The 25,313-nt window shown below is 73.0% G+C and carries 24 protein-coding genes; 17 read left to right on the top strand and 7 right to left on the bottom strand.

Annotation, left to right across the window (positions count from 1 at the left end; all coding sequences use genetic code 11):
• Positions 1-40: 40 nt before the first annotated feature.
• Together ACWEN6_RS24370 and ACWEN6_RS24375 are read right to left on the bottom strand one after the other, a co-directional pair.
• The gene (locus ACWEN6_RS24370) at positions 41-316 is read right to left on the bottom strand and encodes a dihydrofolate reductase family protein (RefSeq protein ID WP_452573128.1); all 276 of its coding nucleotides are present in this window, start codon (positions 314-316) and stop codon (positions 41-43) included.
• Positions 317-560: 244 nt separating this feature from the next.
• Entirely contained in the window at positions 561-839 is a 279-nt protein-coding gene (locus ACWEN6_RS24375; protein ID WP_452573035.1) for a helix-turn-helix domain-containing protein, read from the bottom strand.
• 69 nt (positions 840-908) lie between these two features.
• On the opposite strand from ACWEN6_RS24375, the gene map reads away from it, so the two are divergent.
• Entirely contained in the window at positions 909-1,676 is a 768-nt protein-coding gene (gene map, locus ACWEN6_RS24380) for a type I methionyl aminopeptidase (protein WP_452573037.1), read from the top strand.
• 116 nt (positions 1,677-1,792) lie between these two features.
• Here map and ACWEN6_RS24385 read toward each other — a convergent pair whose 3' ends face one another.
• Positions 1,793-2,230 (bottom strand): DUF6069 family protein, encoded by a 438-nt coding sequence (locus ACWEN6_RS24385; protein ID WP_452573039.1) that lies wholly within the window; start codon positions 2,228-2,230, stop codon positions 1,793-1,795.
• Between the two features lie 213 nt (positions 2,231-2,443).
• Between ACWEN6_RS24385 and ACWEN6_RS24390 the strand changes: the two genes are divergently transcribed.
• From ACWEN6_RS24390 to ACWEN6_RS24400, 3 genes are all read left to right on the top strand, one after another.
• A complete protein-coding gene (locus ACWEN6_RS24390) occupies positions 2,444-3,625 on the top strand; it encodes a sensor histidine kinase (protein ID WP_452573041.1) in 1,182 nt (393 codons plus the stop codon).
• The gene (locus tag ACWEN6_RS24395) at positions 3,613-4,275 is read left to right on the top strand and encodes a response regulator (RefSeq protein WP_380828766.1); all 663 of its coding nucleotides are present in this window, start codon (positions 3,613-3,615) and stop codon (positions 4,273-4,275) included. Before ACWEN6_RS24390 ends, ACWEN6_RS24395 begins: the two co-directional genes overlap by 13 nt.
• 103 nt (positions 4,276-4,378) lie before the next feature.
• A complete protein-coding gene (locus ACWEN6_RS24400; RefSeq protein ID WP_452573043.1) occupies positions 4,379-5,746 on the top strand; it encodes a sensor histidine kinase in 1,368 nt (455 codons plus the stop codon).
• A gap of 114 nt (positions 5,747-5,860) precedes the next feature.
• Here the strand turns inward: ACWEN6_RS24400 and ACWEN6_RS24405 are convergent, their stop codons facing one another.
• Entirely contained in the window at positions 5,861-8,176 is a 2,316-nt protein-coding gene (locus ACWEN6_RS24405) for a phosphoketolase family protein (RefSeq protein WP_452573045.1), read from the bottom strand.
• Between the two features lie 143 nt (positions 8,177-8,319).
• On the opposite strand from ACWEN6_RS24405, the gene ACWEN6_RS24410 reads away from it, so the two are divergent.
• From ACWEN6_RS24410 to ACWEN6_RS24420, 3 genes are read left to right on the top strand one after another with little or no spacing between them, the layout of a single operon-like run.
• Entirely contained in the window at positions 8,320-9,249 is a 930-nt protein-coding gene (locus tag ACWEN6_RS24410) for an ABC transporter ATP-binding protein (protein WP_354849469.1), read from the top strand.
• Complete coding sequence (locus tag ACWEN6_RS24415) at positions 9,249-10,031, top strand: ABC transporter permease (protein WP_452573047.1); 783 nt, start codon at positions 9,249-9,251, stop codon at positions 10,029-10,031. Before ACWEN6_RS24410 ends, ACWEN6_RS24415 begins: the two co-directional genes overlap by 1 nt.
• A gap of 3 nt (positions 10,032-10,034) precedes the next feature.
• Positions 10,035-10,835: an ABC transporter permease gene (locus ACWEN6_RS24420; RefSeq protein WP_452573049.1), complete on the top strand. Its 801-nt coding sequence runs from the start codon at positions 10,035-10,037 to the stop codon at positions 10,833-10,835.
• 39 nt (positions 10,836-10,874) lie between these two features.
• On the opposite strand, the gene ACWEN6_RS24425 is transcribed toward ACWEN6_RS24420, so the two are convergent.
• Complete coding sequence (locus ACWEN6_RS24425) at positions 10,875-12,053, bottom strand: NAD(P)/FAD-dependent oxidoreductase (RefSeq protein WP_452573051.1); 1,179 nt, start codon at positions 12,051-12,053, stop codon at positions 10,875-10,877.
• Positions 12,054-12,231: 178 nt separating this feature from the next.
• Between ACWEN6_RS24425 and ACWEN6_RS24430 the strand changes: the two genes are divergently transcribed.
• From ACWEN6_RS24430 to ACWEN6_RS24470, 9 genes are all read left to right on the top strand, one after another.
• A complete protein-coding gene (locus ACWEN6_RS24430; RefSeq protein WP_452573053.1) occupies positions 12,232-12,936 on the top strand; it encodes a cytidylate kinase family protein in 705 nt (234 codons plus the stop codon).
• Between the two features lie 253 nt (positions 12,937-13,189).
• Positions 13,190-13,813 (top strand): TetR family transcriptional regulator, encoded by a 624-nt coding sequence (locus tag ACWEN6_RS24435; protein WP_452573057.1) that lies wholly within the window; start codon positions 13,190-13,192, stop codon positions 13,811-13,813.
• Positions 13,810-14,010: a ferredoxin gene (locus ACWEN6_RS24440; protein ID WP_452573059.1), complete on the top strand. Its 201-nt coding sequence runs from the start codon at positions 13,810-13,812 to the stop codon at positions 14,008-14,010. Before ACWEN6_RS24435 ends, ACWEN6_RS24440 begins: the two co-directional genes overlap by 4 nt.
• Before the next feature lies 1 nt (position 14,011).
• Complete coding sequence (locus ACWEN6_RS24445) at positions 14,012-15,283, top strand: cytochrome P450 (RefSeq protein WP_452573061.1); 1,272 nt, start codon at positions 14,012-14,014, stop codon at positions 15,281-15,283.
• Between the two features lie 105 nt (positions 15,284-15,388).
• Positions 15,389-16,096 carry an RraA family protein gene (locus tag ACWEN6_RS24450; protein WP_452573063.1) on the top strand — a complete coding sequence of 236 codons (708 nt, stop codon included), beginning with the start codon at positions 15,389-15,391 and terminating at the stop codon, positions 16,094-16,096.
• Positions 16,097-16,186: 90 nt separating this feature from the next.
• On the top strand, positions 16,187-17,173 hold the full coding sequence (locus ACWEN6_RS24455; protein ID WP_452573065.1) for a radical SAM protein: 987 nt from the start codon (positions 16,187-16,189) through the stop codon (positions 17,171-17,173).
• Positions 17,174-17,503: 330 nt separating this feature from the next.
• On the top strand, positions 17,504-17,722 hold the full coding sequence (locus ACWEN6_RS24460; protein ID WP_452573067.1) for a DUF3073 family protein: 219 nt from the start codon (positions 17,504-17,506) through the stop codon (positions 17,720-17,722).
• Positions 17,722-18,051, top strand: coding sequence for an ArsR/SmtB family transcription factor (locus tag ACWEN6_RS24465; protein ID WP_452573069.1), 330 nt, complete (start codon positions 17,722-17,724; stop codon positions 18,049-18,051). Before ACWEN6_RS24460 ends, ACWEN6_RS24465 begins: the two co-directional genes overlap by 1 nt.
• Complete coding sequence (locus ACWEN6_RS24470) at positions 18,048-19,763, top strand: SulP family inorganic anion transporter (RefSeq protein WP_452573071.1); 1,716 nt, start codon at positions 18,048-18,050, stop codon at positions 19,761-19,763. The genes ACWEN6_RS24465 and ACWEN6_RS24470 overlap by 4 nt, the downstream gene beginning before the upstream one ends.
• 229 nt (positions 19,764-19,992) lie before the next feature.
• On the opposite strand, the gene ACWEN6_RS24475 is transcribed toward ACWEN6_RS24470, so the two are convergent.
• Positions 19,993-21,204 (bottom strand): Ig-like domain-containing protein, encoded by a 1,212-nt coding sequence (locus ACWEN6_RS24475; RefSeq protein WP_452573073.1) that lies wholly within the window; start codon positions 21,202-21,204, stop codon positions 19,993-19,995.
• Positions 21,205-21,456: 252 nt separating this feature from the next.
• Entirely contained in the window at positions 21,457-23,670 is a 2,214-nt protein-coding gene (gene recD2, locus ACWEN6_RS24480; RefSeq protein ID WP_452573075.1) for an SF1B family DNA helicase RecD2, read from the bottom strand.
• Between the two features lie 219 nt (positions 23,671-23,889).
• On the opposite strand from recD2, the gene ACWEN6_RS24485 reads away from it, so the two are divergent.
• On the top strand, positions 23,890-25,245 hold the full coding sequence (locus ACWEN6_RS24485; protein WP_452573077.1) for a serine hydrolase domain-containing protein: 1,356 nt from the start codon (positions 23,890-23,892) through the stop codon (positions 25,243-25,245).
• Positions 25,246-25,313: the final 68 nt, after the last annotated feature.

Consider the following 25,313-nt stretch of genomic DNA (forward strand, 5'->3'; position numbering starts at 1 on the left):
CCTGTGGTGTCAAGACGGCGTGGTTCGGTGGTCAGGGACTTCAGGTCGTCGCATACCGCGGGCGCCCGGCCGGCCGGTAAATCTGAATGGTCACGCCCTGCGAGTCGACCCGCGACTCCAGGAGGTCGAGCGCGAGGTCCGGACCGGTCTCGGGGAACAGTCTCGCGCCCTGGCCGAGGATCACGGGGATCACGATCAAGATGATCTCGCCGACCAGGTCGTTCTTCAGCAGCCACCGGGTCAGGATGCCGCTGCCGTGCACCTGCAGCTCGCCCCCGGGCTTGGCCTTCAGCTCACCGATGGCGGCGGCGAGGATCGATGGTGACCTGGGTCACGGTCGTCAGCTTCATGGTCGCGCTTCCTTCGCCTTGGCGCCGCCCCTTGCGGGTGGCCTCACCCGTGCCACGAACACCACCGCCTCGATCCGACACCGCCTCCCGGACTTTCTTCGAGAACTTATCCGGGACGCCGGTCGCTCAAGGCGGCAGGATCGGGCCGACAGGGTCAGGCCGACAAGGTCAGGCCGACAAGGTCAGGCCGACAAGGTCAGGCCGACAAGGTCAGGCCGACAAGGCGCGGCCGTCGCCGGGGGCCTCCTGCTCGGCGCAGGCGGCGGCCAGCTCGTCCAACGAGACCCCAAGGGCGGTGGCCAGGGCGACCACGGTGAAGAACGCCGGGGTCGGCGCCCGGCCGGTCTCGATCTTGCGGAGCGTCTCGGCCGACACCCCGGCCGCCGCGGCGACCTCGACCATGCTGCGCTCGCCGCGGGCCCGGCGCAGCAGAGCGCCGAACCGCTCTCCGCGCCGCCGTTCCCAGGGGGCCAAAGGAGTCCTCACCATGACCGTGATACTAATACCGGTATAAGTATTGGCGCGCATCGGGGCGCCCGCGACACGGGAGCGGTAGGGATGGTCGAGATCAAAAGCGACAAGGACCTGGACGGGATGCGGGAGGCCGGGCGCGTGGTGGCCCGCGCGCTGACCGCCGTCCGCAAGGCGGCGGCCGTCGGGGTGTCCCTGCGGGAGCTGGACGAGGCGGCGCGCGGGGTGCTGGAGCAGGCCGGGGCCCGCTCGCCGTTCCTCGGATACCGTCCCTCCTTCGCGCCCACGCCGTTCCCCGCCGTCATCTGCACCTCGGTCAACGACGCGCTCGTGCACGGCATCCCCACCGGCTACCGGCTGCGCGACGGCGACCTGGTCAGCATCGACTGCGGCGCCGAACTGGACGGCTGGACCGGCGACGCCGCGATCAGCTTCACCGTCGGCACCCCGCGCCCGGCCGACCTGCGGCTGATCGAGGCCACCGGGCGGGCCCTGGCGGCCGGCATCGCCGCGGCCGTCCCGGGCAACCGCGTCGGCGACATCTCCCACGCCATCGGCACCGTCGCCGGCGCGGCCGGCTGCGGCATGCCCACCGACTTCGGCGGACACGGCATCGGCCGGCGCATGCACGAGGACCCCCACGTGCCCAACCGGGGGCGTCCCGGCCGCGGCTATCCCCTGCGCCACGGGCTGGCCCTGGCCATCGAGCCCATGCTCATGGCCGGCGGGCGCGACGCCTATCGCACCGCCTCCGACGGGTGGACCCTGCGCACCCTGGACGGCAGCCGCGCGGCGCACATCGAGCACACCGTCGCCGTCACCGACCAGGGCCCGCGCATCCTCACCCTCCTTTGACCCGGGCGCGCGGCGCCCCGTGGCCGGGCCGGGTCCCGCACCGGCCGCGCCGCCCCCGCGCCGCGACCCGGCGAGCCGTCGGCCCGGCCGCGCGCCCCCCGGGGACCAGGCCGGGCTCAGGTCCGTCCGCGCCGCCGCCAGGCCAGGCCGCAGATCACGGCGGTGCCGACGGCCAGGTGCACGCCGATCAGCCGCAGCGTGCTCGCCACGCCGACGGCCTGGCCGAGCGGCCCCGCCAGCGACAGCAGCAGCACGGCCACCGCGACGACGGTGAACACCAGGCGCGGCCGCGCGGTGAACCGTTCCAGCACCGCCAGCAGCGCCCAGGCGGCCAGCCCCGCCGCCAGGCCCGCCGCCGCCGCCGCGCCCGGCCCGACCCGCTGGACGGCATCGCCCGCGCGGACGGTGAGGTCCACGCCGGACGCCGGGCCGGCCAGCGCCCACGTCGCCAGTGCCGTGAGGGTGGCGCTGGCGACGCTGAGCAGGGCCCGGCGGGCGCTCGTGCGGCCTTCGCGCGTGGACCCGGCGCGGGCGGGGGTGGTCTGGGTGGACACGTGTGTCCCCTCTCGGGCGGGCGGACCGCCGTCCCGCGCGCCACCGGATGGTGGGCGCCGCGGCCGGTCCGCCTGTTGTTCTGCACGCCAGCCTGGCCGCCCGCGCCCTGTTCCCGCTTCGGCCGCACGGCCACGGCGACCGCCACCGCGGCAGGGGGCGGCTACGACTTTGGTAGGTGCCGCCGCCGGGGTGGGCGCGGTTAGCCTGGCCCGGTGGAACAGCACGAGTTCGACTGCTTGCCGCAGGTCCCCTCCGGCCGCTCCGGGGCCGCCGCGGTGGCCGGGGTGCTCGCGGCCATGGGCGCGCTGGTGGCGCTGACGATCTGGGCACGGGCCGGCACGGCGGCGCTGGTGCCCGCGCTGGACCTCACCGCCGGGGTGATCGGCTGGGCGCTGTCGCCGGTCCTGCTGTGGCGGCCGGTGGCCGGCACAGCGGTGCTCACCGCGCTTGCGGTGCTGTCACCGGCGGCCACGCCGCCGGCCACGCTGGGCGCCCTGCAGGTGGCCAGGCGGCGCCCGTTCCCTCTGGCCGCCGCCGTCGCCACCGCCGGGATCGCCGCGCACGCCCTGCAGGGGCTGTGGCGCCCGAGCGGCGGCATCTCCTATCTGTGGTGGCTGGTGCTGGTCGCCGCCGCCTACGGCGCCCTCACCGGCTGGGGCGCCACGGCCCGGGCGCGTGCCCTGCTGGTGGCCTCGCTGCGCGAGCGGGCGGCGCGCGCCGAGGCCGAGCAGGGCCGCCGGGTGGCCGAGGCCCGCATGCTCGAGCGCACCCGCGTGGCCCGCGAGATGCACGACGTGCTCGCCCACCGGCTGTCGCTGCTGGCCACCTACGCCGGGGCGCTGGAGTACCGGCCCGACTCCCCGCCCGAGCGGCTCGCCCACGCCGCCGGCGTGGTCCGCGCCGGGGTCCACCAGGCGCTGGAGGAGCTGCGCCAGGTGATCGGCCTGCTGCGCGAGGACGACGACGGCGGGCAGGAGGGCTCCGGCGGGCGTCCGCAGCCGGCGCTGGGCGACGTGCCCCGCCTGGTGGAGGAGTCCCGCGACGCAGGTGAGCTGGTGCGCGTGCGCGACGGGGTGCAGGAGCCGGGCGCCCTGCCCGCCGCCACCGCGCGCACCGCCTACCGGGTCGTCCAGGAGGGGCTGACCAACGCCCGCAAGCACGCCACCGGGCGCCCCGTCCAGGTGGTCCTGGAAGGCCGGCCCGGCGAGCGGCTGGTCATCGACATCAGCAACCCGCTGCCGCGCGGGGCGGCCGGACCGCCGCTGACGCCGGGCACCGGCACCGGGCTGGTCGGGCTGACCGAGCGGGTGCACCTGGCGGGCGGCCGGCTGGACCACCAGGTCACCGCCGGCGGGGAGTTCCGGCTGCACGCGTGGCTGCCGTGGCCGGCGTGACCCGCCCGCTGCGCGTCCTGATCGTCGACGACGACGCGCTGGTACGCGCCGGGCTGTCGATGATGCTCGACGGCATCCACGGCATCACCGTGGTCGGCGAGGCCGCGGACGGCGCGCAGGTGCCGGCCGCCGCCGACGCGCACGCCCCCGACGTGGTGCTGATGGACCTGCGCATGCCCAACGTGGACGGCATCGCCGCCACCCGCGCGCTGCGCCGGCGCCCGCGCCCGCCGGAGGTCATCGTGCTGACCACCTTCGACACCGACGAGAACATCCTGCACGCGCTGCGCGCCGGGGCCGGGGGCTTCCTGCTCAAGGACACCCCGCCCGCGCAGATCGTCCAGGCCGTGCTCCAGGTCGCCGCCGGGGAGCCCATCTTGTCGCCGCGCGTCACCCGGCGGCTCATGGACCGGGTGGCCACCCAGGCCGGGGCCTACCAGCGGGCCCGCGCCGCGCTGGCCGCCTTGAGCCCCCGTGAGCAGGACGTGGTCCTCGCCGTCGCGCGCGGAAGCGCCAACGCCGAGATCGCCGCCGAGCTGCTGATGAGCGTGGCCACGGTCAAGGCGCACGTCTCCAGCGTCCTTGCCAAGCTCGGCCTGGACAACCGCACCCAGATCGCGCTGCTCGCCCACGACGCCGGACTGGCCTGAGCCCGCGGCAGGCCGCCCGGTAGGACCGACCCGGCGGGCCGCGCCACCCGGCCGATGTGCTGGACTGGTATCAGGGCTGTCCATGCGTCCATCGGGGCCGTCCATGCGTCCGCTGCATCAATGGCCGATCACCACGCGCCTGACGCTTCTCGCCGGCGTCGCGGCGGCGGCGCTGTGCGTGCTGAGCGCCACGGTGCTGATGGTCGCGGTCCACCGCCTGGCCACCCAGTACCTCACCGAGGAGGTCGCCGCGGCGACCGAGCGCGTGGTCTACCAGGTCGAACGGCACGAGCTGCACAACCCCATCGCCCACAGCCAGATCCGCGACATCCAGGTCGTGGACCCGCAGGGCAGGATCGTCGCGGCGAGCCGGGAACTGCAGGGTGCGCCGCGCATCGCGACCTTCGTCCCCGAAGGGGCCAGGAACATGGCCACGCGGATCGTGTGCGACCGCGGCCTCGCCCGCGACGGGTGTGACATCGTGGTCGCGCAGGAGGCCTACCGCGACGGCAAGGACATGATGGTCTACAGTGCCGCGCCCGCCGTCCCGCCCTTGGTCCATTCCGAGCTGGCCATGACCATGGCCGGCGGCGTGGTCGTCTTCACCACGCTCATCATCTACGGCACCTACCGGACCGTCCGCGGCTCGCTGAAGCCGGTGGACGCCATCCGCGCCGAACTCGACGAGATCAACGCCATGTCGCTGGACCGCAGGGTGCCCTCGCCCCCGCAGCGCGACCAGATCCGCGACCTGGCCGACAGCGTCAACCACACCCTGGAGCGGCTGCAGGAGGCGCTGGAGCGGCAGCGCCGGTTCGCCTCCGACGTCTCCCACGACCTGCGCAGCCCCGTCACCGCCATGCGCGTGCAGGTGGAGGAGGCCATGATGGGGCCCGAAGAGGGCATCGACGAGGTCACCGGCAAGAACCTGCTGGGCAACCTGGACCGCCTGCAGGCGATCATCGCCGACCTGCTGGTCCTGGCCCGCCTGGACGCCGCGACGCAGGGCGCCCGCGACCCGGTCGACCTGGCCGAACTGGTACGCGGCGAGGTGCGCGCCCGCCACCCCTCGGCCATCCGGATCGACTGCGACCTCCGGCCCGGCGTGGTGGTGCTGGGCGATCGGCTGCGGCTCAGCAGGTTGCTGTCCAACCTGCTGGCCAACGCCGAACGGCACGCCGAGTCCACGATCACCGTCACGGTGGCGCGAAGTGGCGGCGGGCCGGGCGGCGAGGCGACGCTTTCGGTGGTGGACGACGGCGCGGGAATCCCGGCGGGCAGCCGCGAGAGCGTCTTCCAGCGGTTCGTACGCCTGAGCGAGGGCCGCCGCAGGGATCCGGGCGGCACGGGCCTGGGCCTGCCCATCGCCCGGCAGATCGCCGAGATGAGCGGCGGCACCCTGACCATCGAGGACAGCCCGCGCGGCGCCCGCTTGGTCCTGCGCCTGCCCGCCGCCGCACCGCCCCGCTGAACGGCGCCCCGCACGCCCCGCAACGCCCCGCACGCCCCGCAGCCCCGCACGCCCCTGCGCCCGTGCTGCGGGAAGGGCACGGGCGCGGCGTGCGCGGCCTGCGAGGAGCGGGGGTCAGTGCTGCCAGCTCCAGTCGCGGACCTCGGGCAGGTCCTCGCCGTACTCGCGGGTGTGCGCGCGGGCCCGCGTCCGGGCGTCGGCCATCTCCTGCCGCAGGTGGCCGCAGCGCTCCGACAGGCCCGGGACGCGGTCGATCACGTCCATCACCAGGTGGTAGCGGTCGATGTCGTTCATCATCGCCATGTCGAAGGGCGTGGTGGTGGTGCCCTCCTCCTTGTAGCCGCGCACGTGCAGGTGGTGGTGCCCGTGGCGCCGGTAGGTCAGCCGGTGGATCAGCCACGGGTAGCCGTGGAAGTTGAAGATGACCGGCTTGTCGGCGGTGAACAGCGCGTCGTAGGCGGTGTCGGTCAGGCCGTGGGGGTGCTCGGCCTCCGGCTGCAGCCGCATCAGGTCCACCACGTTCACCACCCGCACCCTCAGGTCGGGCAGGTGGCGGCGCAGCAGGTCGGCGGCGGCCAGCGTCTCCAGGGTCGGCACGTCCCCGGCGCAGGCCAGCACCACGTCCGGTTCGGCGCCCTGGTCGGTGGAGGCCCACGGCAGGATGCCGAGGCCGCGGGTGCAGTGCAGGATCGCCTCCTCCATCGGCATCAGGTCCAGCACCGGCTGCTTGCCGGCGACCACGACGTTGACGTAGTCGCGCGAGCGCAGGCAGTGATCGGCGACCGACAGCAGCGTGTTGGCGTCCGGCGGCAGGTAGACGCGCACCACCGTGGCCTTCTTGTTGACCACCACGTCCAGGAAGCCGGGGTCCTGGTGGCTGAAGCCGTTGTGGTCCTGGCGCCAGACGTGCGAGCTGAGCAGGTAGTTCAGCGAGGCGACCGGCCTGCGCCAGGGGATCTTGCGGCAGGCCTCCAGCCACTTGGCGTGCTGGTTGAACATGGCGTCGATGATGTGGATGAACGCCTCGTAGGAGGTGAACAGCCCGTGGCGGCCGGTGAGCAGGTAACCCTCCAGCCAGCCCTGGCACAGGTGCTCGCTCAGCACCTCCATCACCCGGCCCTCGGGAGACAGGTGCTCGTCGGTGGGCAGCCGCTCGGCCTCCCACACCCGGCCGGTCACCTCGAACGCCGCGCCCAGCCGGTTGGAGGCCACCTCGTCGGGGCCGAGCAGGCGGAAGTTGGCGGGGTTGGCGGCGATGATGTCGCGCACCAGCGCGCCCAGCACCCGCGTCGGCTCGCTGGCCGCGGTGGCCGGCGCCTTGACCTCGACGGCGTAGTCGCGGAAGTCGGGCAGTCTGAGCGGCTGGAGCAGCTCGCCGCCGTTGGCGTGGGGGTTGGCGCTCATGCGGCGCGGCCCCTCGGGCACCGTGGCGAGCACCTCGGCCACCGGGCGGCCGCGCTCGTCGAACAGCTCCTCGGGGTGGTAGGAGCGCATCCACTCCTCCAGCGCGGCCAGCTTGCCGGGGTCGTCGCGAACCGCCGACAGCGGCACCTGGTGGGCGCGCCAGGTGCCCTCCACCGGCAGCCCGTCGACCTGCTTGGGGCCGGTCCAGCCTTTGGGCGTGCGCAGGATGATCATGGGCCAGCGGCCGCCGCCGCCGGCCTTGACCTCGGCGATCTGGTCGAACACCGTGTCCAGCGTCTCGGCCATGAGCCGGTGCATGACCGCCGGGTCGTCACCGGCCACGATGTGCGGGCGGTAGCCGTACCCCTCCATGAGCTTGACCAGCTCCGGCTCGGGGATGCGCGACAGCACCGTCGGGTTGGCGATCTTGTAGCCGTTGAGGTGCAGGATCGGCAGGACCGCCCCGTCCCGCGCCGGGTTGACGAACTTGTTGGAGTGCCAGCTGGCGGCCAGCGGGCCCGTCTCGGCCTCGCCGTCGCCGACGACGCACGCCACCACCAGGCCGGGATTGTCGAAGGCGGCGCCGTAGGCGTGGGCGAGAGAGTAGCCGAGCTCGCCACCCTCGTGGATGGAGCCGGGCGTCTCGGGCGCCACATGGCTCGGAATGCCGCCGGGGAAGGAGAACTGCCGGAACAGCCGGCGCATCCCGTCCTGGTCCTGGGAGACCTCGGGGTAGACCTGCGAGTAGCTGCCCTCCAGCCAGGCGTGCGCGACCGCGGCCGGGCCGCCGTGCCCGGGACCGGCGATGTAGATCATGTCCTGGTCACGCCCTCTGATCACCCGGTTCAGGTGAGCGAAGACGAAGTTCAGTCCAGGGGTGGTGCCCCAGTGGCCGAGCAGGCGGGGTTTGACGTGCTCGGGCAGCAGCGGCTCGCCGAGCAACGGGTTGTCCAGCAGATAGATCTGCCCGACCGACAGGTAGTTGGCGGCACGCCAGAAAGCATCGACTCGCTCAAGCTCGTTCATGGATACGAGCGTTCCCTCTGCGGGCGGGCTATTCCAGAGACCTTGGTCCCTTTCCCGGGGGCCGCTCAGCCGTGGCACGTGTGGCGCGCCGCCCGGAAAAGGTGTTGCGGGAATGTCGGGGCGCTTGGCTAGGGTTCTTGCTCGTGTCGGAACAACCTCTGATCTACGCGCGTGGCCTGGTGAAACGCTTCGGCGCCTTCACCGCGGTGGACGGCATCGACCTGTCGGTGGCCCCCGGCGAGGCGTTCGGCTTCCTCGGCCCCAACGGCGCGGGCAAGTCCTCCACGATGCGCATGATCGGCTGCGTGTCGATGCCCACCGGCGGCGAGCTGAGCATCCTCGGCATGGATCCGGTCCGCGACGGCACCCGCATCCGCGCCCGGCTCGGCGTCTGCCCCCAGCTGGACAACCTCGACTTCGACCTGAGCGTGCGCGAGAACCTCACCGTCTACGCCCGCTACTTCGGCCTCGGCAGGCAGGAGGCCCGCCGCCGGGCCGACGCGCTGCTGGAGTTCGTCCAGCTGTCCGACCGCGCCGGCAGCAAGGTCGAGCCGCTGTCGGGCGGCATGAAGCGGCGCCTGACCATCGCCCGCGCCATGGTCAACGAACCCGACATCATCCTGCTCGACGAGCCCACCACCGGCCTTGACCCCCAGGCCCGCCACCTGCTGTGGGAGCGGCTGTTCCAGCTCAAGCGGCGCGGCACCACCCTGGTGCTCACCACCCACTACATGGACGAGGCCGAGCAGCTGTGCGACCGGCTGGTCGTCATGGACGGCGGCCGCATCGTCGCCGAGGGCTCACCCCGCTCCCTGATCCAGACCTACTCCACCCCCGAGGTGGTCGAGCTGCGCTTCGGCGACGAGCGGCCCGCCGACCTGGCCGCCAAGCTGGCCGGCATCGGCCGGCGGGTCGACCCGCTGCCCGACCGCCTGCTGGTGTACGCCGAGGACGGCGACGCCGCCGTCGCCGAGGTGCACCGGCGCGGGCTGAACCCCTCCAGCGTGCTGGCGCGCCGCTCCACCCTGGAGGACGTCTTCCTGCACCTCACCGGCCGGACGCTGGTCGACTGATGATCCCGTTCGCCGACCAGGTCTCGGCCCGCTCGACCCTCGCCGTCCTGGAGCGCGCCCTGACCCTCTACCGCCGGGTGTGGACCGCCTCGGTGTTCTCCTCCTTCGGGCTGCCGGTGCTGTTCCTGCTCAGCATCGGCCTGGGCGTCGGGGGATACATCGGCGGCATCGGCGGCGTGGACTACCTGTCGTGGATCGTCCCAGGAGTACTCGCCTCCACCGCCTTCCAGATGTCGGTCGGCGAGTCCACCTACCCCGTCCTTGGCGACTTCAAGTGGAGCCGCGCCTACCACGCCATGCGCGCCACGCCGGTCCAGGTCGGCGACATGGTGTGCGGGTGGCTGCTGTACATCCTGCTCAGAGCCGAGATCGCGGTGGTGGTGTTCCTCGGCGTCACCTCGCTGTTCGGCGCGCTGCGCTCGCCGTGGGCGCTGGCCGCGCCGCTGGTGTGCGGGCTGGTCGCCCTGGCCTCGGCCGCGCCCACGATGGCCTTCGCCGCCACCATCGACCATGACAGCTACTTCGCGCTGCTGTTCCGCTTCGTGATGGTCCCCGCCGCGCTGTTCAGCGGCGTCTTCTTCCCCGTCGAGCAGTTGCCCGCCCTCGCCCGGCCGCTGGCCTACCTGTCCCCGTTGTGGCACGGCGTCGAGCTCAGCCGCGCGGCCACCCTGGGCACGGCCCCGCCCTGGCCGGTCGCGGCGCACCTGGCCTACCTGCTGGTGTTCACCGCGGCGGGCACGCTGTGGGCCTTCCACGCCTTCCGCAAGCGACTTCAGGACTGACACATGGTGACCACGATGATCGCCGCCCGGGTCGCCCCCGGCCGGGTCGGCGCGGTGATCGGCCGCAACCTGGGGGCGCTGCGCTCGGGCCCGTCCTACTGGCTGGTGCTGCTGTCGGGGTTCTTCGAGCCGCTGCTGTACCTGCTGTCCATCGGCGTCGGCGTGGGAGCGCTGGTCGGCGACCTGCCGGTGGGCGGGCGGTCGCTGCCCTACGCCGCCTATGTCGCCCCTGCCATGCTGGCGGTGGCGGCGATGTCGGGCGCGCTGGCCGAGACCACGTTCAACTTCTTCCACAAGATGAAGTACCAGAAGACCTTCGACGCCATCCTGGCCACGCCGGTGCGGCCGTTCGAGCTCGCCCTCGGCGAGCTCGGCTGGGCCATGCTCCGCGGCTCGCTGTACACCGGGGTGTTCGTGCTCATCATGGCGGCGCTCGGGCTGGCCGCGCCGCTGTGGGCGCTGGCCGCCTTCCCCGCCACGATCCTGGTCGGGCTGGCGTTCGGCGCGGTCGGCATGGCGGTCAGCACGCTGATGCGCGGCTGGCAGGATTTCGACCTGATGTCCACCGGGCAGTTCGCGCTGTTCCTGTTCTCCGGCACCTTCTCCCCCGTCGGCGACTATCCGGCGGTCCTGCAGGTGCTGGTCCAGCTCACCCCGCTGTACCACGCGGTGGAGCTGGTGCGGGGCCTTGCCATCGGCGACCCGCACTGGGGGCTGCTCGGGCACGCCGCCTACCTGCTGGCCATGGTCGCCGGCGGCCTGTGGCTGGCCGCCCGCCGCCTGCACCGCATCCTGTGCCTGTGACCACGGCGGGACCTCGCCGAAGGCCGGCAGGCCGGCCGCTCAGGGACGCGGACCGCCCTTGGGCCAGATGAGGGAGCCCGGCCTGCGGGCCTCGCGGCGGATCTTCCACACCCCGAGCCTGCACGTCAGTTCCTTGTACGCCGCGCCGATGCGGCCGCCGAGGTAGAGGTTCACCGAGGTGTCGTCCCTGCGGGCGAGCTGTCGCATGGCGGCGCGCCGGCCGAGGCTGACGCACGTCCCTGTGAGGGCCAGGTCGATCACCGCCGGTCGGGTCCCCGCGACACGGCTCAGCACCGTGTCGGCGGCCTGCGCCCCGAGCGGCCCGGCGGCCTGGCAGCTCATCCGCAGCGGCCGGCCCGAGGGGGCGGCGGCGTCTCCGGCCGCGACGATGCGGTCGTCGTCGATGCTGGTCAGCGTCTCGTCGGTGAGCAGCCGGCCGATCTCGTCGGTGCGCAGTCCGCTCGCGGCCGCCAGCTGCGGCACCCCGAAACCGGCCGTCCAGATGGTCAGTGCGCTCGCGCGCACCTCGCCGCGGGCACCGCCGTCGGCACCGCCGTGGGCGACGACGACCGCGCCCGGCCGCACCTCGCTCACCTCGGCGGCCTCGAGTACGGCGACACCGTGCCGGGTCAGCCACGTGGCGATGTACCGCCGGCCCGGCGCACTCATCGAGGGCGCCAGGATTCCCCCGCACACCAGCGTGACCTTGCGTCCCTGTTCGGCCAGTTCGGCGGCCGTCTCGACGCCGGTCGACCCGCCACCGGCCACGGTGACCGGGGCATCGGAGGGCAACTCCTCCACCTTCGCGCGCAGCCGCTGCGCGGGCTCCAACGCGGCGACGGAGAAAGCGAACTCGGCCGTGCCGGGCACCGATGGCGGCATCGCGCCGGTGCTGCCGACCGCGTAGACGACGTAGTCGTACTCCAGCGCGCCGCCTGACGCCAGCCGCACCATGCGGGCGGCGGTGTCGATGCGCGTGGCGCTGTCGACGATCAAGCGGATCCCCTCACCCAGCAGCGCGCCGTAGTCCACCGTGGCCTCGCCGGTGCCGGCCACGAACTGGTGCAGCCGGACGCGGTCCACGAACCACGGACGGGGATTGACCAGAGCGACCTCGACGTCGGCGCGCATCCGCAGACGGTTGGCCGCGAGCGTTCCGGCGTAACCGCCGCCGATGACGACGACCTTGCAGGGTGGGTGGTGTTGCGGCCTTGACATGACGGGTCTTCCCTTCGCGATCTCGACTCACCACTCCGACACCACAACCCCCCGGAATGTGAGGCGCCATGTGAGGCGACGCGCCGACCTCACGGTTCACCGCGCCGTCCCGCCGAACCGGTGGTCGATGATCCTTGAGAGGATCCAGTGGACGAATCGCTACTTGAGAAAGGCGGCAATGGACCAAGGCACCCGCGGCGAGCTCATCAGTCGGCTGGCCGAGGCGATCGGGTCCGTCACGGCCGCGCACCCGCTGCGGGTCGCCATCGACGGGCCGCCCGCCGCCGGCAAGACCACGCTGGCCGACGAGCTCGCCGTCGTCCTGCGCGCGCAGGACCGCGACGTCATCCGCGCGACCATCGACGACTTCCTCTTCCCCCGTGCACAGCGCTACCGACGCGGCCGGTACTCGGCCGAAGGCTGCTACTTCGACGCCCACGACCACGCCGCGCTGTGCCGGGTCCTGCTCGATCCGCTGGGCCCGGGCGGGAACCGAAGGTTCCAGCACGCGGTCTACGACACCGGCACCGACGCCCCGTCGTCCCCGCCGGTCACGACCGCCCCCGCAGAGGCCGTACTGCTCTTCGACGGCGTCTTCCTGATGCGTCCAGAACTCCTCGACCGGTGGGACCTGCGCATCTTCGTGTCCGTCCCGTTCGAGCAGACGGTGGATCGCGCCCGGGACCGAAGCACGGCGCTGGCCGGATCCGCCGCCGGCGCCGCCGAAATCGAACGGTCCTGGCGCGACCGCTATATCCCCTCCCAGCAGCTCTACTTCGCCACAGCCCGCCCGGCCGACCACGCCGACGTCATCGTATACAACGATCAGCTCCAACGGCCGGCCTGGGAGGTCCGGCCACACTCATCGGTACGCGAGATGTGAGAACCGCTCGATGTCACATCTGCTCGTCCAGACCGTGAGCTTCTCGCGGAACGGCGGCCCGGACGGGTGTGACGGCTTCCCCGGGTCCTAGCTCTTCGACGCCGGTGCCCATCGTCGTGTCCGAAGAACCGCGCCCACTCCCGGGCATCTGCTGACCGACTCCCTGTCCGCCATGCGAACGCCGGTCAGGTCCGCGGCCGCGCGTTCCTCCGGGGCTGTTGACGAATCAAATGAACGATCTTTTAATTCACTTATGGGGCGTATCGCGGGGGTGACCGCGGCCGAGACGCGGGAACGGCTGCTGCTCGCGGCCGCCGAGGTGTTCGCCGAGCGCGGGTACGACGGCACGCGCGTGGCCGACATCGCCGCCGCGGCCGGGGTGAGCAACGGCGCGCTGTACGCCCACTTCGGCTCCAAGGCCGAGCTGCTGGTCGCCGCGCTTCGCGCGCACGGCCGGCAGATGCTGGCGAGCCTGCTGGCCGCCGAACCGGGTCGCTCGGCCACCGACCTGCTGCTGGTCATCGGCCGCTGGCTGCCCCGCCGACGGCCCGCCGACGGCCACCTCATCGTCGAGGCGCTGGTCGCGGCCCGCCGCGACTCCGACGTCGCCCGTCCGATGCGCGACTACATCGGTGAGCGGGCCGACTGGATCGCCGGGCTGGTCGGCGTCGCCCAGCGCGAGGGCGAGCTGGACCCCGTGCTGTCGCCCGAGGCGCTGGCCCACTTCTGCCTGCTGCTGTCCATGGGAAGCGCGCTCATCACCCCCGCCCTGCACGCCGTCGACCCCGCCGAGTGGTCGGCGCTGCTCACCCGCGTCGCCGGCGCCCTCGCCCCACCGGCCACACCATCGACCACAGACCGGAGCACTCCGCAGTGAGAGTACGAATCGACCCCCAGCGCTGCCAGGGACACGGCCGCTGCTACGACCTGGCCCCCGCCCTGTTCACCGAGGACGAGGAGGGCTACGGGCACGTCGCCGGCGACGGCCTGGTGCGGGCCGGCGAGGAGCCCGCGGCGCGCCTGGCCGCGGCCAACTGCCCCGAGCGGGCCATCGGCACCGGCGCGGAGGCGTGAGATGACCGTCGACGACCGGTTCAGCCAGGACTTCCGCGGGACACGTCCCGACGCGCCCCTCGGCACGCGCAGCGAGATCGTCACCGGCCCGGTGGCCGACTGGGCCAGCGACTTCTCCCATCTTGAGCCCGAATGGGCGGCCGACCCCTACCCCATCCAGGACGACCTGCGGCAGCGGTGCCCCATCGCGCACACCGGCCGCTTCGGCGGCGGCTGGCTGCCCACCCGCTATGAGGACGTCGCGGCGATCGCCTACGACACCGACCACTTCTCCTCCCGCTCGATCATCATGAGCAACTTCCGGCCGCCCCTGGAGGCGGCCCCGGTCGGAGGCAGCCCGCCGATCTCCTCCGACCCGCCGTTCCACCACGACGCGCGCAAACTGCTGCTGCCGGCCTTCACCAAGACCGCGGTCGCCAAGCGGGAGGCGGCCACCAGGGCGCTGTGCCACGCGCTCATCGACGGCTTGGAGGGGCAGCGGGTCGTCGACGCCGCCCGCGACTACGCCCAGCACATCCCGATGCGCGTCATCGCCGACATGCTCGGGTTCCCCCAGCAGGACGGCCCGCGGTTCCGCGAGTTCATCGAGAACGCGCTCGAAGGGGTCAACCTGCCGCCCGAGGAGCGCACGGCGCGGATGGGCCTGCTGTTCGACTACCTGCTCGCCCAGATCCGCGACCACCTGGACCACCCGCGCGAGGACCTGACGACCTACCTCATCAACGCCGAGCTGTACGGCAGCAAGCTGCAGCCCGCCCATGTGGCCGGCACGATGGCGTTGCTGCTGATCGCCGGCATCGACACCACCTGGAGCGCGATCGGCGCCTCGCTGTGGCACCTGGCCAGGACGCCGCGCGACCGCGAGCGCCTGGTCGCCGAGCCCGCGCTGCTGCCCACCGCGATGGAGGAGTTCCTGCGAGCCTACGCCCCGGTCACGATGGCCAGGCTGGTCAAGCAGGACCTGCACTGGAACGGCGTCGACATGAGGGCCGAGGACTGGATCCTGCTGTCGTTCCCCGCCGCCAACCGCGACCCCGCGCAGTTCGACCGCGCGGACCAGGTCGTCATCGACCGGCAGGTCAACCGGCACGCCGCGTTCGGCCTCGGCGTGCACCGCTGCGTCGGCTCCCACCTGGCGCGCATGGAGCTGCGGGTGGCGCTGGAGGTGTGGCTGGAGCGGGTGCCGGAGTTCGGCCTGGCCGATCCGGGGGCGGTGACCTGGGCCGCCGGGCAGGTGCGCGGGCCGCGAACGCTCCCGCTGCGCATCGGCTGACCTTCCCGCACCGCCCGGCGGGCCCTCATGGTTGATCGCCGGCCGGGGGACGTGGCAGCGTCGGGGTGACAGGCGCCGGCGGGCGGCGCGGGAAGGACGCACGGCATGGATCACCACAAGCTCGCTGAACGGTTCTCGGCTCTGACCACCGCCCACATCGCCGACGCCTGCCTGCGCGCCCGGGTGCCCGTGCGGTGCGCCCCGGCGGCGGTGGGCCCCGTGACGCCCGGCGACCGGCTGTGCGGGCGCGTCCTGCCCGCCCGGCACGCCGGCAGCGTCGACGTCTTCCTGGAGGCCTTCCAGCGGGCCGAGCCCGGCGAGGTGCTGGTGGTGGACAACGGCGGCCGGATGGACGAGGCGTGCGTCGGCGACCTGGTCGTGCTGGAGGCCGCGGCCGCGGGACTGAGCGGGGTCCTCATCTGGGGCCTGCATCGCGACACCGCCGACATCCGGGCCATCGGGCTGCCGGTGTTCAGCCTGGGCGCGATCTCCACCGGGCCGCTGCGGCTGGACCCCCTGCCGCAGGACGCCCTGCGCGCGGCCACGGTGGGCGAGCTGACGGTGACCGCGGCCGAGCTGGCCCTGGGCGACGACGACGGCGTGCTGTTCGTCCCGGCCGACCGCGCCGAGGACCTGCTCACCCTCGCCGAGGGCATCCGCGACACCGAGCGCCGCCAGGCCGAGCGCATCAGGGCAGGGGTCTCGCTGCGCGAGCAGGTGCGGTTCGCGGACTACCTCGCCCGGCGCCGGCAGACCCCCGCGCTGACCTTCCGCGAGCACCTGCGCGCCATCGGCGGGGCCATCGAGGAATGAGCACCCGATGAGCACCCGCCGCGGCGATCGGCTCGCCCGGAGCCGCGGATCACTTGCCACGGGTATCGAATACGTGTTCCACTGTAGGTCATGCGTTTCGACGCCCTTCCCCTTGTCGAGCACCCCGTCCAGACGCGCCCGCGCATCGAACGGCGCGCGGTCCGCCGGGCCGAGGGTGAGACGACCTTCTACGAGGTGCCGGCGCGCACGATCATCGACCGGGTGCCCGAGGCCGCCGGGCTCGGGCTGTCGTTCGCCGTCAGCCCCTACCGCGGCTGCGCCCACGCCTGCCTGTACTGCGGGGCCCGCCGCTCCCACCGCTACCTCGGCCTGGACGGCGAGCGCGACTTCGGCTCGGCGATCGTGGTCAAGACCGACGCGGCCCGGCGGCTGCGGGCCGAGCTGGCCTCTCCCCGGTGGGCCGGCGAGGCGGTGGGCATCGGCCTGAGCGGCGACTGCTACCAGGACGCCGAGCGGGTCTACCGGCTGATGCCGGGCATCCTGGCGGCGCTGCGCGACGCGGGCAACCCGTTCCACGTCATGACCAAGAGCGCGCTGGTCCTGCGCGACGCCGAGCTGATCGCCCAGGCCGCCGAGGTGGCCGAGGTGCAGACGCGGGTGTCGATCGGCTTCGTCGACGACCGGCTGCGCCGCGTGGTGGAGCCCGGCGCGCCGAGCGCGCAGAAACGCCTGGAGCTGTGCGCCGAGCTGGTCGAGCGGGGGGTGCCCTGCGGGGTGCTGATGGCCCCGATCCTGCCGTGCCTGACCGACTCGGAGGACCAGCTGCGCGCCGTGGTGCGCCGCGTCGCCGAGGCCGGCGCCGTCAGCCTCACCCCCATGGTGCTGCGCCTGCCCTCCGGCTCGCGCGAATGGTACCTGCGGTGGCTGGCCGAGGAGCATCCGCGCCTGCTGCCCCGCTACGAGGAGCTGTACGGCGCGGGGCCGATCGCCGCCGAGGACTACCGCCGCCGCGTTGAGGGCCGGGTCGCCGAGCTGGCCCGCCTGTACGGCATCGGCGCCCGCCGACTCCCCTGGCGGCCCCGCCGCACCGTCGACCGCCAGCTCGCGCTGCTGTAGGGCTTTCCCCCCAGGTCAGTGCCGGCGGCCGGGACGGAGCAGGTTCGCCGCCCGTCTTCGCCGGCTCATGGGGTCCTTTCGGCGAGGGGGCGAATCACGGCCGCATCCCTGATCTGCGGGAATGTGTTAGCGGCCGATGGCTCGCGCCGGTTGGCGGCGCCACCATGGTGATCTCTATGCCTCACCGGGCCCTGGAGCCGCGCCACCGCTCGGCGCGAACGCGCCGGGCGAGGCGGCCGCTCCAAGGTCCGCAGTAAATCAGTTGCAGTTTTCTGAAATTCTATATAATGGCAAGCCGTGTGATGCTCGTCGAGGAGGAGGCGATGCCGGGTGGGACGTGGCCGGGCCAAAGCCAAGCAGGTGAAGGTCGCCCGTGCGCTGAAGTACAGCGCTGGTGGTGATCTGGATTCGCTGCGGCGGGAGTTGGGCGTCGATGTGACCCCTGCCGCACGTGCGGAGCCGGACGGCGGCGTGAGCGAAGCGGACCTGGACCAGGACCAGGACCAGGACCAGGACCAGGACCGCGGAGTTCAAGGCGGGGCCGGGTGATGCCGGTCCCGCTGTATCAGGCCAAGGCCGAGCTGTTCAAGACACTCGGCCATCCGCTGCGCATCCGGGTGCTGGAACTGCTGTGCGAGGGACCCAAGCAGGTCCGGGAGCTGCTGACCGCCATCGAGGTGGAGGCGCCGAATCTGTCGCAGCAACTGGGGGTGCTGCGCCGGGCGGGTCTGGTGACCGCCCGGCGGGACGGGACGACCGTGGTGTACGAGTTGGCCGGAGCGGATGTGTCGGAGATGATGCGGGCGGCTCGCCGGATCCTCACCGAACTGCTGGCAGACCAGCATGAACTGCTCGCCGAGCTGGAACAGGCGACGTGAACCCGCGGGAGGTGCTGCGCCGGCTGCCGGATCTGCTGCCCGGACGGTCCGACTGGGTCGCCGCGCGCCGCTCCCCGGGCCGGGACCTGGTGGCCGGGCTGATCGTCGCGGTGGTGGCGTTGCCGCTGGCGCTGGCGTTCGGGGTCTCCTCCGGGCTCGGCGCGCAGGCCGGCCTGGTCACCGCGATCGTCGCCGGAGCGCTCGCGGCCGTGTTCGGCGGCAGCAATCTGCAGGTGTCCGGTCCGACCGGCGCGATGACCGTCGTGCTCGTCCCGATCGTGCACCTCTACGGCCCCGGCGGAGTGCTGATGGTCGGCCTGATGGCCGGGCTGGTACTTCTGGCCTTGTCCGCGCTGCGGGTGGGACGGTTCGCCCGGTTTCTGCCGACGTCGGTGACCGAGGGGTTCACCGCCGGTATCGCGGTGGTCATCGCGCTGCAGCAGATCCCCGCGGCGCTCGGCGTGCCGGCCGCGGACGGCGAGAAGGTGTGGCAGGTCGCGGCTTCGGCCCTGGCGCGCTTCGCCGCTCATCCGACCTGGGTCGCGCCCGTCATGGCGCTGGCGGTGGCCGCTTTGATGCTGACCGGCGCCCGGCTGCGGCCGGGTGTCCCGTTCTCCCTTCTCGGGGTCGCGGCCGCGACGCTGGGTGCTCAGGTGTTCTCGCTCGACGTCGCCCGGATCGGGGCCTTGCCGGCTGGGCTGCCCGCCCCGTCGCTTGGCTTCGTCGATCCCGGCATGGTGGGAACGCTCCTGCCGTCCGCGCTGGCGGTGGCCGCGCTGGCCGCGCTGGAGAGCCTGCTGTGCGCCACCGTCGCCGACGCGATGAGCGTCGGCGAGAAACACGACCCCGACCGGGAACTGTTCGGGCAGGGCATCGCCAACCTGGCCGCGCCCGTCCTGGGCGGCGTTCCGGCGACCGCCGCGATCGCCCGCACCGCGGTCAACGTCCGCGCCGGGGCCCGGTCCCGGCTGGCCGCGCTCACCCACGCCGCCGTCCTCGCCGGCATTGTGCTCGCCGCCGGCCCCTTGGTAGGCCGGATCCCGCTCGCGGCGCTCGCCGGGGTGCTGCTGGCCACCACCGTCCGCATGGTCGAGGTCGGCTCCTTGCGCGCGCTGGCCCGCGCGACCCGCGGCGACGCCGTCGTGCTCGCCCTCACCTTCATCGTGACCGTCGTGTTCGACCTCATCACCGCGGTCGCCGTGGGTCTTGGCCTGGCCGTCGTGCTCGCGCTTCGCGCGGTCGCCCGGACCTCCCGGCTCGATCAGGTACCGCTGGACGCGGGTGACCACAGCGCGGAGGAACAACGGCTGCTGAGCGAGCACATCGTCGCCTACCGGTTCGACGGGCCGCTGTTCTTCGCCGCCGCCCACCGCTTCCTGCTGGAGCTGTCCGAAGTCGCCGACGTCCGCGTGGTGATCTTGCGGATGTCCCGGATCACCACCTTGGACGCCACCGGTGCCCACATCCTCGGCGACGCGATCACCCGCATGGAGCGCCGTGGCATCACCGTGTTGATCTCCGGCATCAAACCCGGGCACACTCAGGTCCTGGTCGCCCTCGGCGTCGCCGACCACCTCCACCGCGACGGCCTGGTCTTCCCCGACACCCCCACCGCCATCGCCCATGCCCGCACCCTCCTGCACCACCACGGGCTGCTCCCGGCCGCCAACCCGCAGGCGGCGTCCGCGGTGACCGTGCACCGGCGCGGATGACCGGTGGATCGGCCGGCGGGCGGCCCGGCGGCGTCGGCGTGTCAGAGGCTGGAGGAACGGCGGCGAGGAGGGCCGGGGCGGGCCCGTTCGGGCAGGCCGTCAACGCCGCCCCGCCTGCCCGCGGCCTTCGACCGGCTCGCCGGCCCGGGACACCGGCTTCCGCGCGGCGGGGCGGTTCGGTGCCCGTTCATCGGGCCGGCCCGCCCGGCGGCCGCGGCCTCAGCCGGGCTCAGCCGGCTAGGGCGCTGCCCTTCTTCCACTGCTTGAACGGCAGCTGCCAGTAGCCCCAGCCGTTGTTCCACTCGAGCGTGCGGGTCGTCCCGACGATCTTGACGACGTCGCCGCGGTGGAAGTTGTCGTAGAACCACTTGGCCTGGTCGGGGCGGGCGTTGACGCAGCCGTGGCTGACGTTGGCCCGGCCCTGCGAGCCGACCGACCACGGCGCGCTGTGGACGTACTCGCCGCTGTTGGAGATGCGCACGGCGTGGTCGACGACCTCCTTGTAGTAGCCGGGGTCGCCCTTCTTCTTACCCGGGGAGATCATGGTGACCGGGTTGCCGCGCTCCATCGTCAGGTGGACGCCGTTGGTGGTGGTGTACTCGCGCGTGGTGGCCTTGCCGGCGCTGATCGCCATCTTCTGGACGATCTTGCCGTCCTTGCGGACGATCATCTGGTGGCTGCGGGTGTTGACGCTGCTGATCCACGCCGCGCCGACCTTCATGGTGGCGGCGTAGTTGCGCACGCCGTACACGTCCTTGCCGTCGCGCACGCCTTCCAGGGCGGCGGTGAAGCGCACCTTCTGGTGGGCGGGCCAGTACTTGGCGGTGCGGTAGATGACCAGGCTGTCGTCGATCCACCGCCAGGCCCCGGTGACCGGCTTCTCGGCGGTGACCTTCAGCGCCCGCTCGACGGCCTTCTTGTCGGCCACCGGCCGGCTGAAGCGCACCATGATCGGCATGCCGACGCCGACGGTCTCCCCCTTGACGTTGGGGGTGATGTCGGCGATGCGCAGCTCCTGGGCCGGCTTGAGGGTGGTGAAGGAGCTGGTGGCCGTCGCGGGGCCGCCCTGGCCGGTGGCCTTGGCCGAGACGGTGTAGGTGGCCGACGGCTTCAGCGGGCCCTTGGACACCCACTTGGTGCGCCCGGCGTCGAACTCGCCCTTCAGCGGCTTGCCGCCGGCTTCGACGGTGACCTCCTCCAGCTCCCCGTCGCCGACGGTGACCACGACGCTCTTCTCGGGCCGGACCTTGCTGGCGCCCTTCACCGGGCTGATCTTGATTTGCGGCAGGGGCGTCGGGGGCGCGCTGGTGCCGGCGCCGCCGTCGGCGCCAGGACCGGAGGGGCTCGCGCCGCCGCCCGAGCATGACGCGGTCAGCAGACAGGCCGTCACCACGGCCAGCCCGGCGATCGGAGTCCTCAGACGTTGACGAAAGTCCCGCACGACCTTCTCCCCCAGGACGGCAAAGTGCTCATAAAAACCCTAATGGGCATCAGCACTGAAACGTACACGTTTGGGGTTAGTTGGATCACATTTCGGCCAACTCGCAGGCGCGATTCAGGCCGGAATGCCCTGTCCAGCCTCGTCAGAAGGCTTGACGAAGATTGTCAGTGGAAAATCGGGCAAAGCGTCGAAGGTGGACATCGGGGGTACCGCCGCCGGCGCGAGGCGCGTACGGCCGTCGCCGGCGCAGTCTCAGCCCTGGCGGAGCCGGTGGGTGAGGCTGGTGTGGCGGCGGCCCGCCCCCCGGGTGCGCACCGCCTGCGCCAGGGCACGGCGTGAGCCGACCAGCACCACGAGTTTCTTGGCGCGGGTGACCGCCGTGTACAGAAGGTTGCGCTGCAACATCATCCACGCGCTGGTCGCCAGCGGGATCACCACGGCGGGATATTCGCTGCCCTGCGAACGGTGGATGGACACCGCGTAGGCGTGCGCCAGTTCGTCCAGCTCGTCGAAGCCGTATTCGACGCTCTCGTCCTCGTCGGTCAGGACGGTCAGCTTGCCGTCCTCGGGACGCAGGTCGGTGACCACCCCGACGGTGCCGTTGAACACCCCGGCCGCGCCCTTGTCGTAGTTGTTGCGCAGCTGGGTCACCTTGTCGCCGATGCGGAAGACCCGGCCGCCGTAGCGCCGTTCGGGCATGCCCTCGCGGGAGGGGGTGAGCGCCTCCTGCAGGGCGTTGTTGAGGTTGCCCGCCCCGGCCGCGCCGCGATGCATCGGGGCCAGCACCTGCACGTCGCGGCGGGGGTTCAGCCCGAACCTGCGGGGAATGCGCCGGGCCACCACGTCCACGGTGAGCGCGGCGATCTCCTCGGGCTCCTCGCAGGGGAACAGGAAGAAATCGGTCATGCCCGTCAGCGTGGGATGCAGGCCGGTGTTGATCCGGTGGGCGTTGACCACCACGCCCGACTGCTGGGCCTGGCGGAAGATCTGGGTCAGCCGCACCCGCGGGACGACGTCGGCGGCCAGCAGGTCGCGCAGCACCTCCCCCGCGCCGACCGACGGCAGCTGGTCGACGTCGCCCACGAACAGCAGGTGCGCCCCCGTGGCCACCGCCTTGACCAGCTTGTTGGCCAGCAGCAGGTCCAGCATGGACGCCTCGTCCACCACCAGCAGGTCGGCCTCCAGCGGGTTGTCGCGGTCGAAGGTCGCCTCCCCGCCCGGGCGCAGCTGCAGAAGGCGGTGGACGGTGGTGGCCTCGTGACCGGTCAGCTCGGCCAGGCGCTTGGCGGCCCTGCCGGTGGGGGCGGCCAGCACCACCTTGGCCTTCTTGGCGCGGGCCAGGGCCACGATCGAACGCACGGTGAAGCTCTTGCCGCAGCCGGGCCCGCCGGTCAGCACGGCCACCTTGGAGGTGAGGGCCAGCCGCACCGCCTCGGCCTGCTCGGGGGCCAGCTCGGCGCCGGTCTGCTCGCGCAGCCAGCCCAGCGCGGCGCTCCAGTCGACCCCGGCGAAGGCCCCGAGCCGGTCGTGCCCGGAGTCCAGCAGACGGCGCACACCACCCGCCAGCGCCAGCTCGGCGCGGTGGAAGGGCACCAGGTAGACCGCCGGTACCACGGCGTCGCCGGCGGGGACCTCCTCGCGGACCACGCCCTCGGCGGCGGCCAGCTCGACAAGGCAGCTCGCCACCAGCTCGGCCGGCACCTCCAAGATCTTCACCGCGTCGCCGACCAGGTTGGGCGCGGGCAGGTAGCAGTGGCCGGCGTCGGCCGCCTGGGACAGGGTGTAGCGCAGGCCGGCCTTGACCCGCTCGGGGCTGTCGTGCGGGATGCCGACGGCCTGGGCGATGGTGTCGGCGGTCTTGAACCCGATGCCCCACACGTCGTCGGCGAGCCGGTAAGGCTCGCTCTTCACCACGGTGATGGAGGTCTCGCCGTACTGCTTGAAGATGCGCACGGCGATCGAGGTGGACACCCCGACGCCCTGCAGGAAGATCATCACCTCTTTGATGATCTTCTGTTCCTCCCAGGCGGCGGCGATCATCTTGGTGCGCTTGGGACCGAGCCCGGGCACCTCCACCAGCCGTTCGGGCGACTTCTCGATCACCTCCAGGGTGTCGGTGCCGAAGTGACCGACGATGCGCTCGGCCATCTTGGGGCCGATGCCCTTGACCAGCCCCGACCCCAGGTAGCGCTGGATGCCCTGCACGGTGGCCGGCAGCACGGTGGCGTAGGACCACACCTCGAACTGCCTGCCGTACTTGGGGTGGGAGGTCCACCGGCCGGTCAGCCGCAGGCTTTCGCCGACCTGCGCCCCGAGCAGCGGCCCCACGGCCGTCACCAGCTCGGCCCCGCCCCGCTCGACGGCCACCCTGGCGATGGTGTACCCGGTCTCCTCGTTGGCGTAGGTGACGCGTTCCAGGACCGCCGAGATGCTCGTGCCCGCGGCCCCGTCGCCCTTCACCTGCACCCCGCCACCTCCACGCCGTCCTACGCTCGCGCCAGCGTAGAACAGAGCCGGGCCCCGGGCAGCCCGTCCGGTACGCGGCCCCCGGGAAGCGGGCGCGAGGAGGGCTCCGCGGCAAGCGCGTATGGCCCTGGGGTGAACGGCTTGTCGGCCGGGCGGCGGGCCGATCAACGCTAATGTGTCACTGATCCTGGCGGGACCTCAGATCGGGGAAGTGGGCCGATGGCGGCGATTCTGGAAGGCACGGCTCGCGCGCTGCTGCGCCGCGTGGCGATCGAGCAGGCCGAGGCGCGCACACCCTCGCTGGTCGCGACGGTGCTGCGCGACGGCGAGCCGGTCTGGTTCGGCGCCCGGGGGACGGTCGAGGGCGGCGCCGCGCCGACGGCCGACACCCAGTACCGCATCGGCTCCATCACCAAGACCCTGGTCGCCGTGCTGGTCATGCGGCTGCGCGACGAGGGCCTGCTGACGCTGAACGACCCGTTGTCCCGGCACATGCCCGCCACCCCGGTCGGCGAGGTCACCATCGCCCAACTGCTGTCGCACACCGCCGGCCTGACCGCCGAGCCGCCCGGCCCGTGGTGGGAGCGCGTGCACGGCATGGAGATCGACGAGCTCACCGGCGCGCTGGACCAGGGCACCTCCCGTCACCGGCCGGGCCGGCGCTTCCACTACTCCAATCTCGGGTTCGCCCTGCTGGGCGAGCTGGTCGCCCGCCACCGCAAGGCCGACTGGGCCGACGTCGCCCGCTCGGAGATCCTCGAGCCGCTCGGCATGCGCGACACCACGACCCGGCCGCGCGAGCCGTACGCCCGCGGGTACGCCGTGCATCCGTGGGCCGATGTCCTGCTGCCCGAGCCCGAGCACGACGCTGGCGCCATGGGGCCGGCCGGGCAGCTGTGGTCCACCTGCGCCGACCTGGCCACCTGGTCGCGGTTCCTGGCCCGCGGCGATCGCCGCGTCCTGGACCCCGCCACGCTGGCCGAGATGCGCGAGCCGGCCGGCGTCGACGACGCCGAGGTGTGGAGCACCGGCTTCGGGCTGGGCATCCAGTTGCTGCGCCACCGCGGGCGCCGCCTGGCCGGGCACGGCGGGTCGATGCCCGGCTTCCTGGCCGTGGTCTGGGGCGACCCCGCCGACGGCGCCGGCGTGCTGTGCATGGCCAACACCACCTCCGGGCTGCGTCCCACGGTCGCCACCGACCTGCTGGACATCCTGGAGGCCCACGAGCCGGCCATCCCCGGCCCCTGGGCGCCCACCGCCGCCGACCCCGACCTGCTGGAGCTGACCGGTCCCTGGTACTGGGGGCCGACCGCCTTCCTGCTGCGCCTGCTGCCGGGGCGCGACCTGAAGATCTCCCCGGTGAACGGGCAGGGCCGCTCGTCCCGGTTCGCCGCGCGGCCCGACGGCACCTGGCTCGGCCTGGACGGCTACTACGCCGGCGAGACCCTGCGCGTGGTGCGGCGGGCCGACGGCTCGGCCGGCCATCTGGACCTCAACACCTTCATCTTCACCCGTGTCCCCTACGACCCCTCCGCGCCGATCCCGGGGGGCGTGGAGGAGTCCGGCTGGCACTGACCGGCGCCGACCGGCACCTACTGGCACCGAGGGGCCCGGGCGCGCCCGGCCTCGGCGACGAGCACGGC

The organism is Sphaerisporangium sp. NPDC004334 (genome assembly GCF_053602655.1).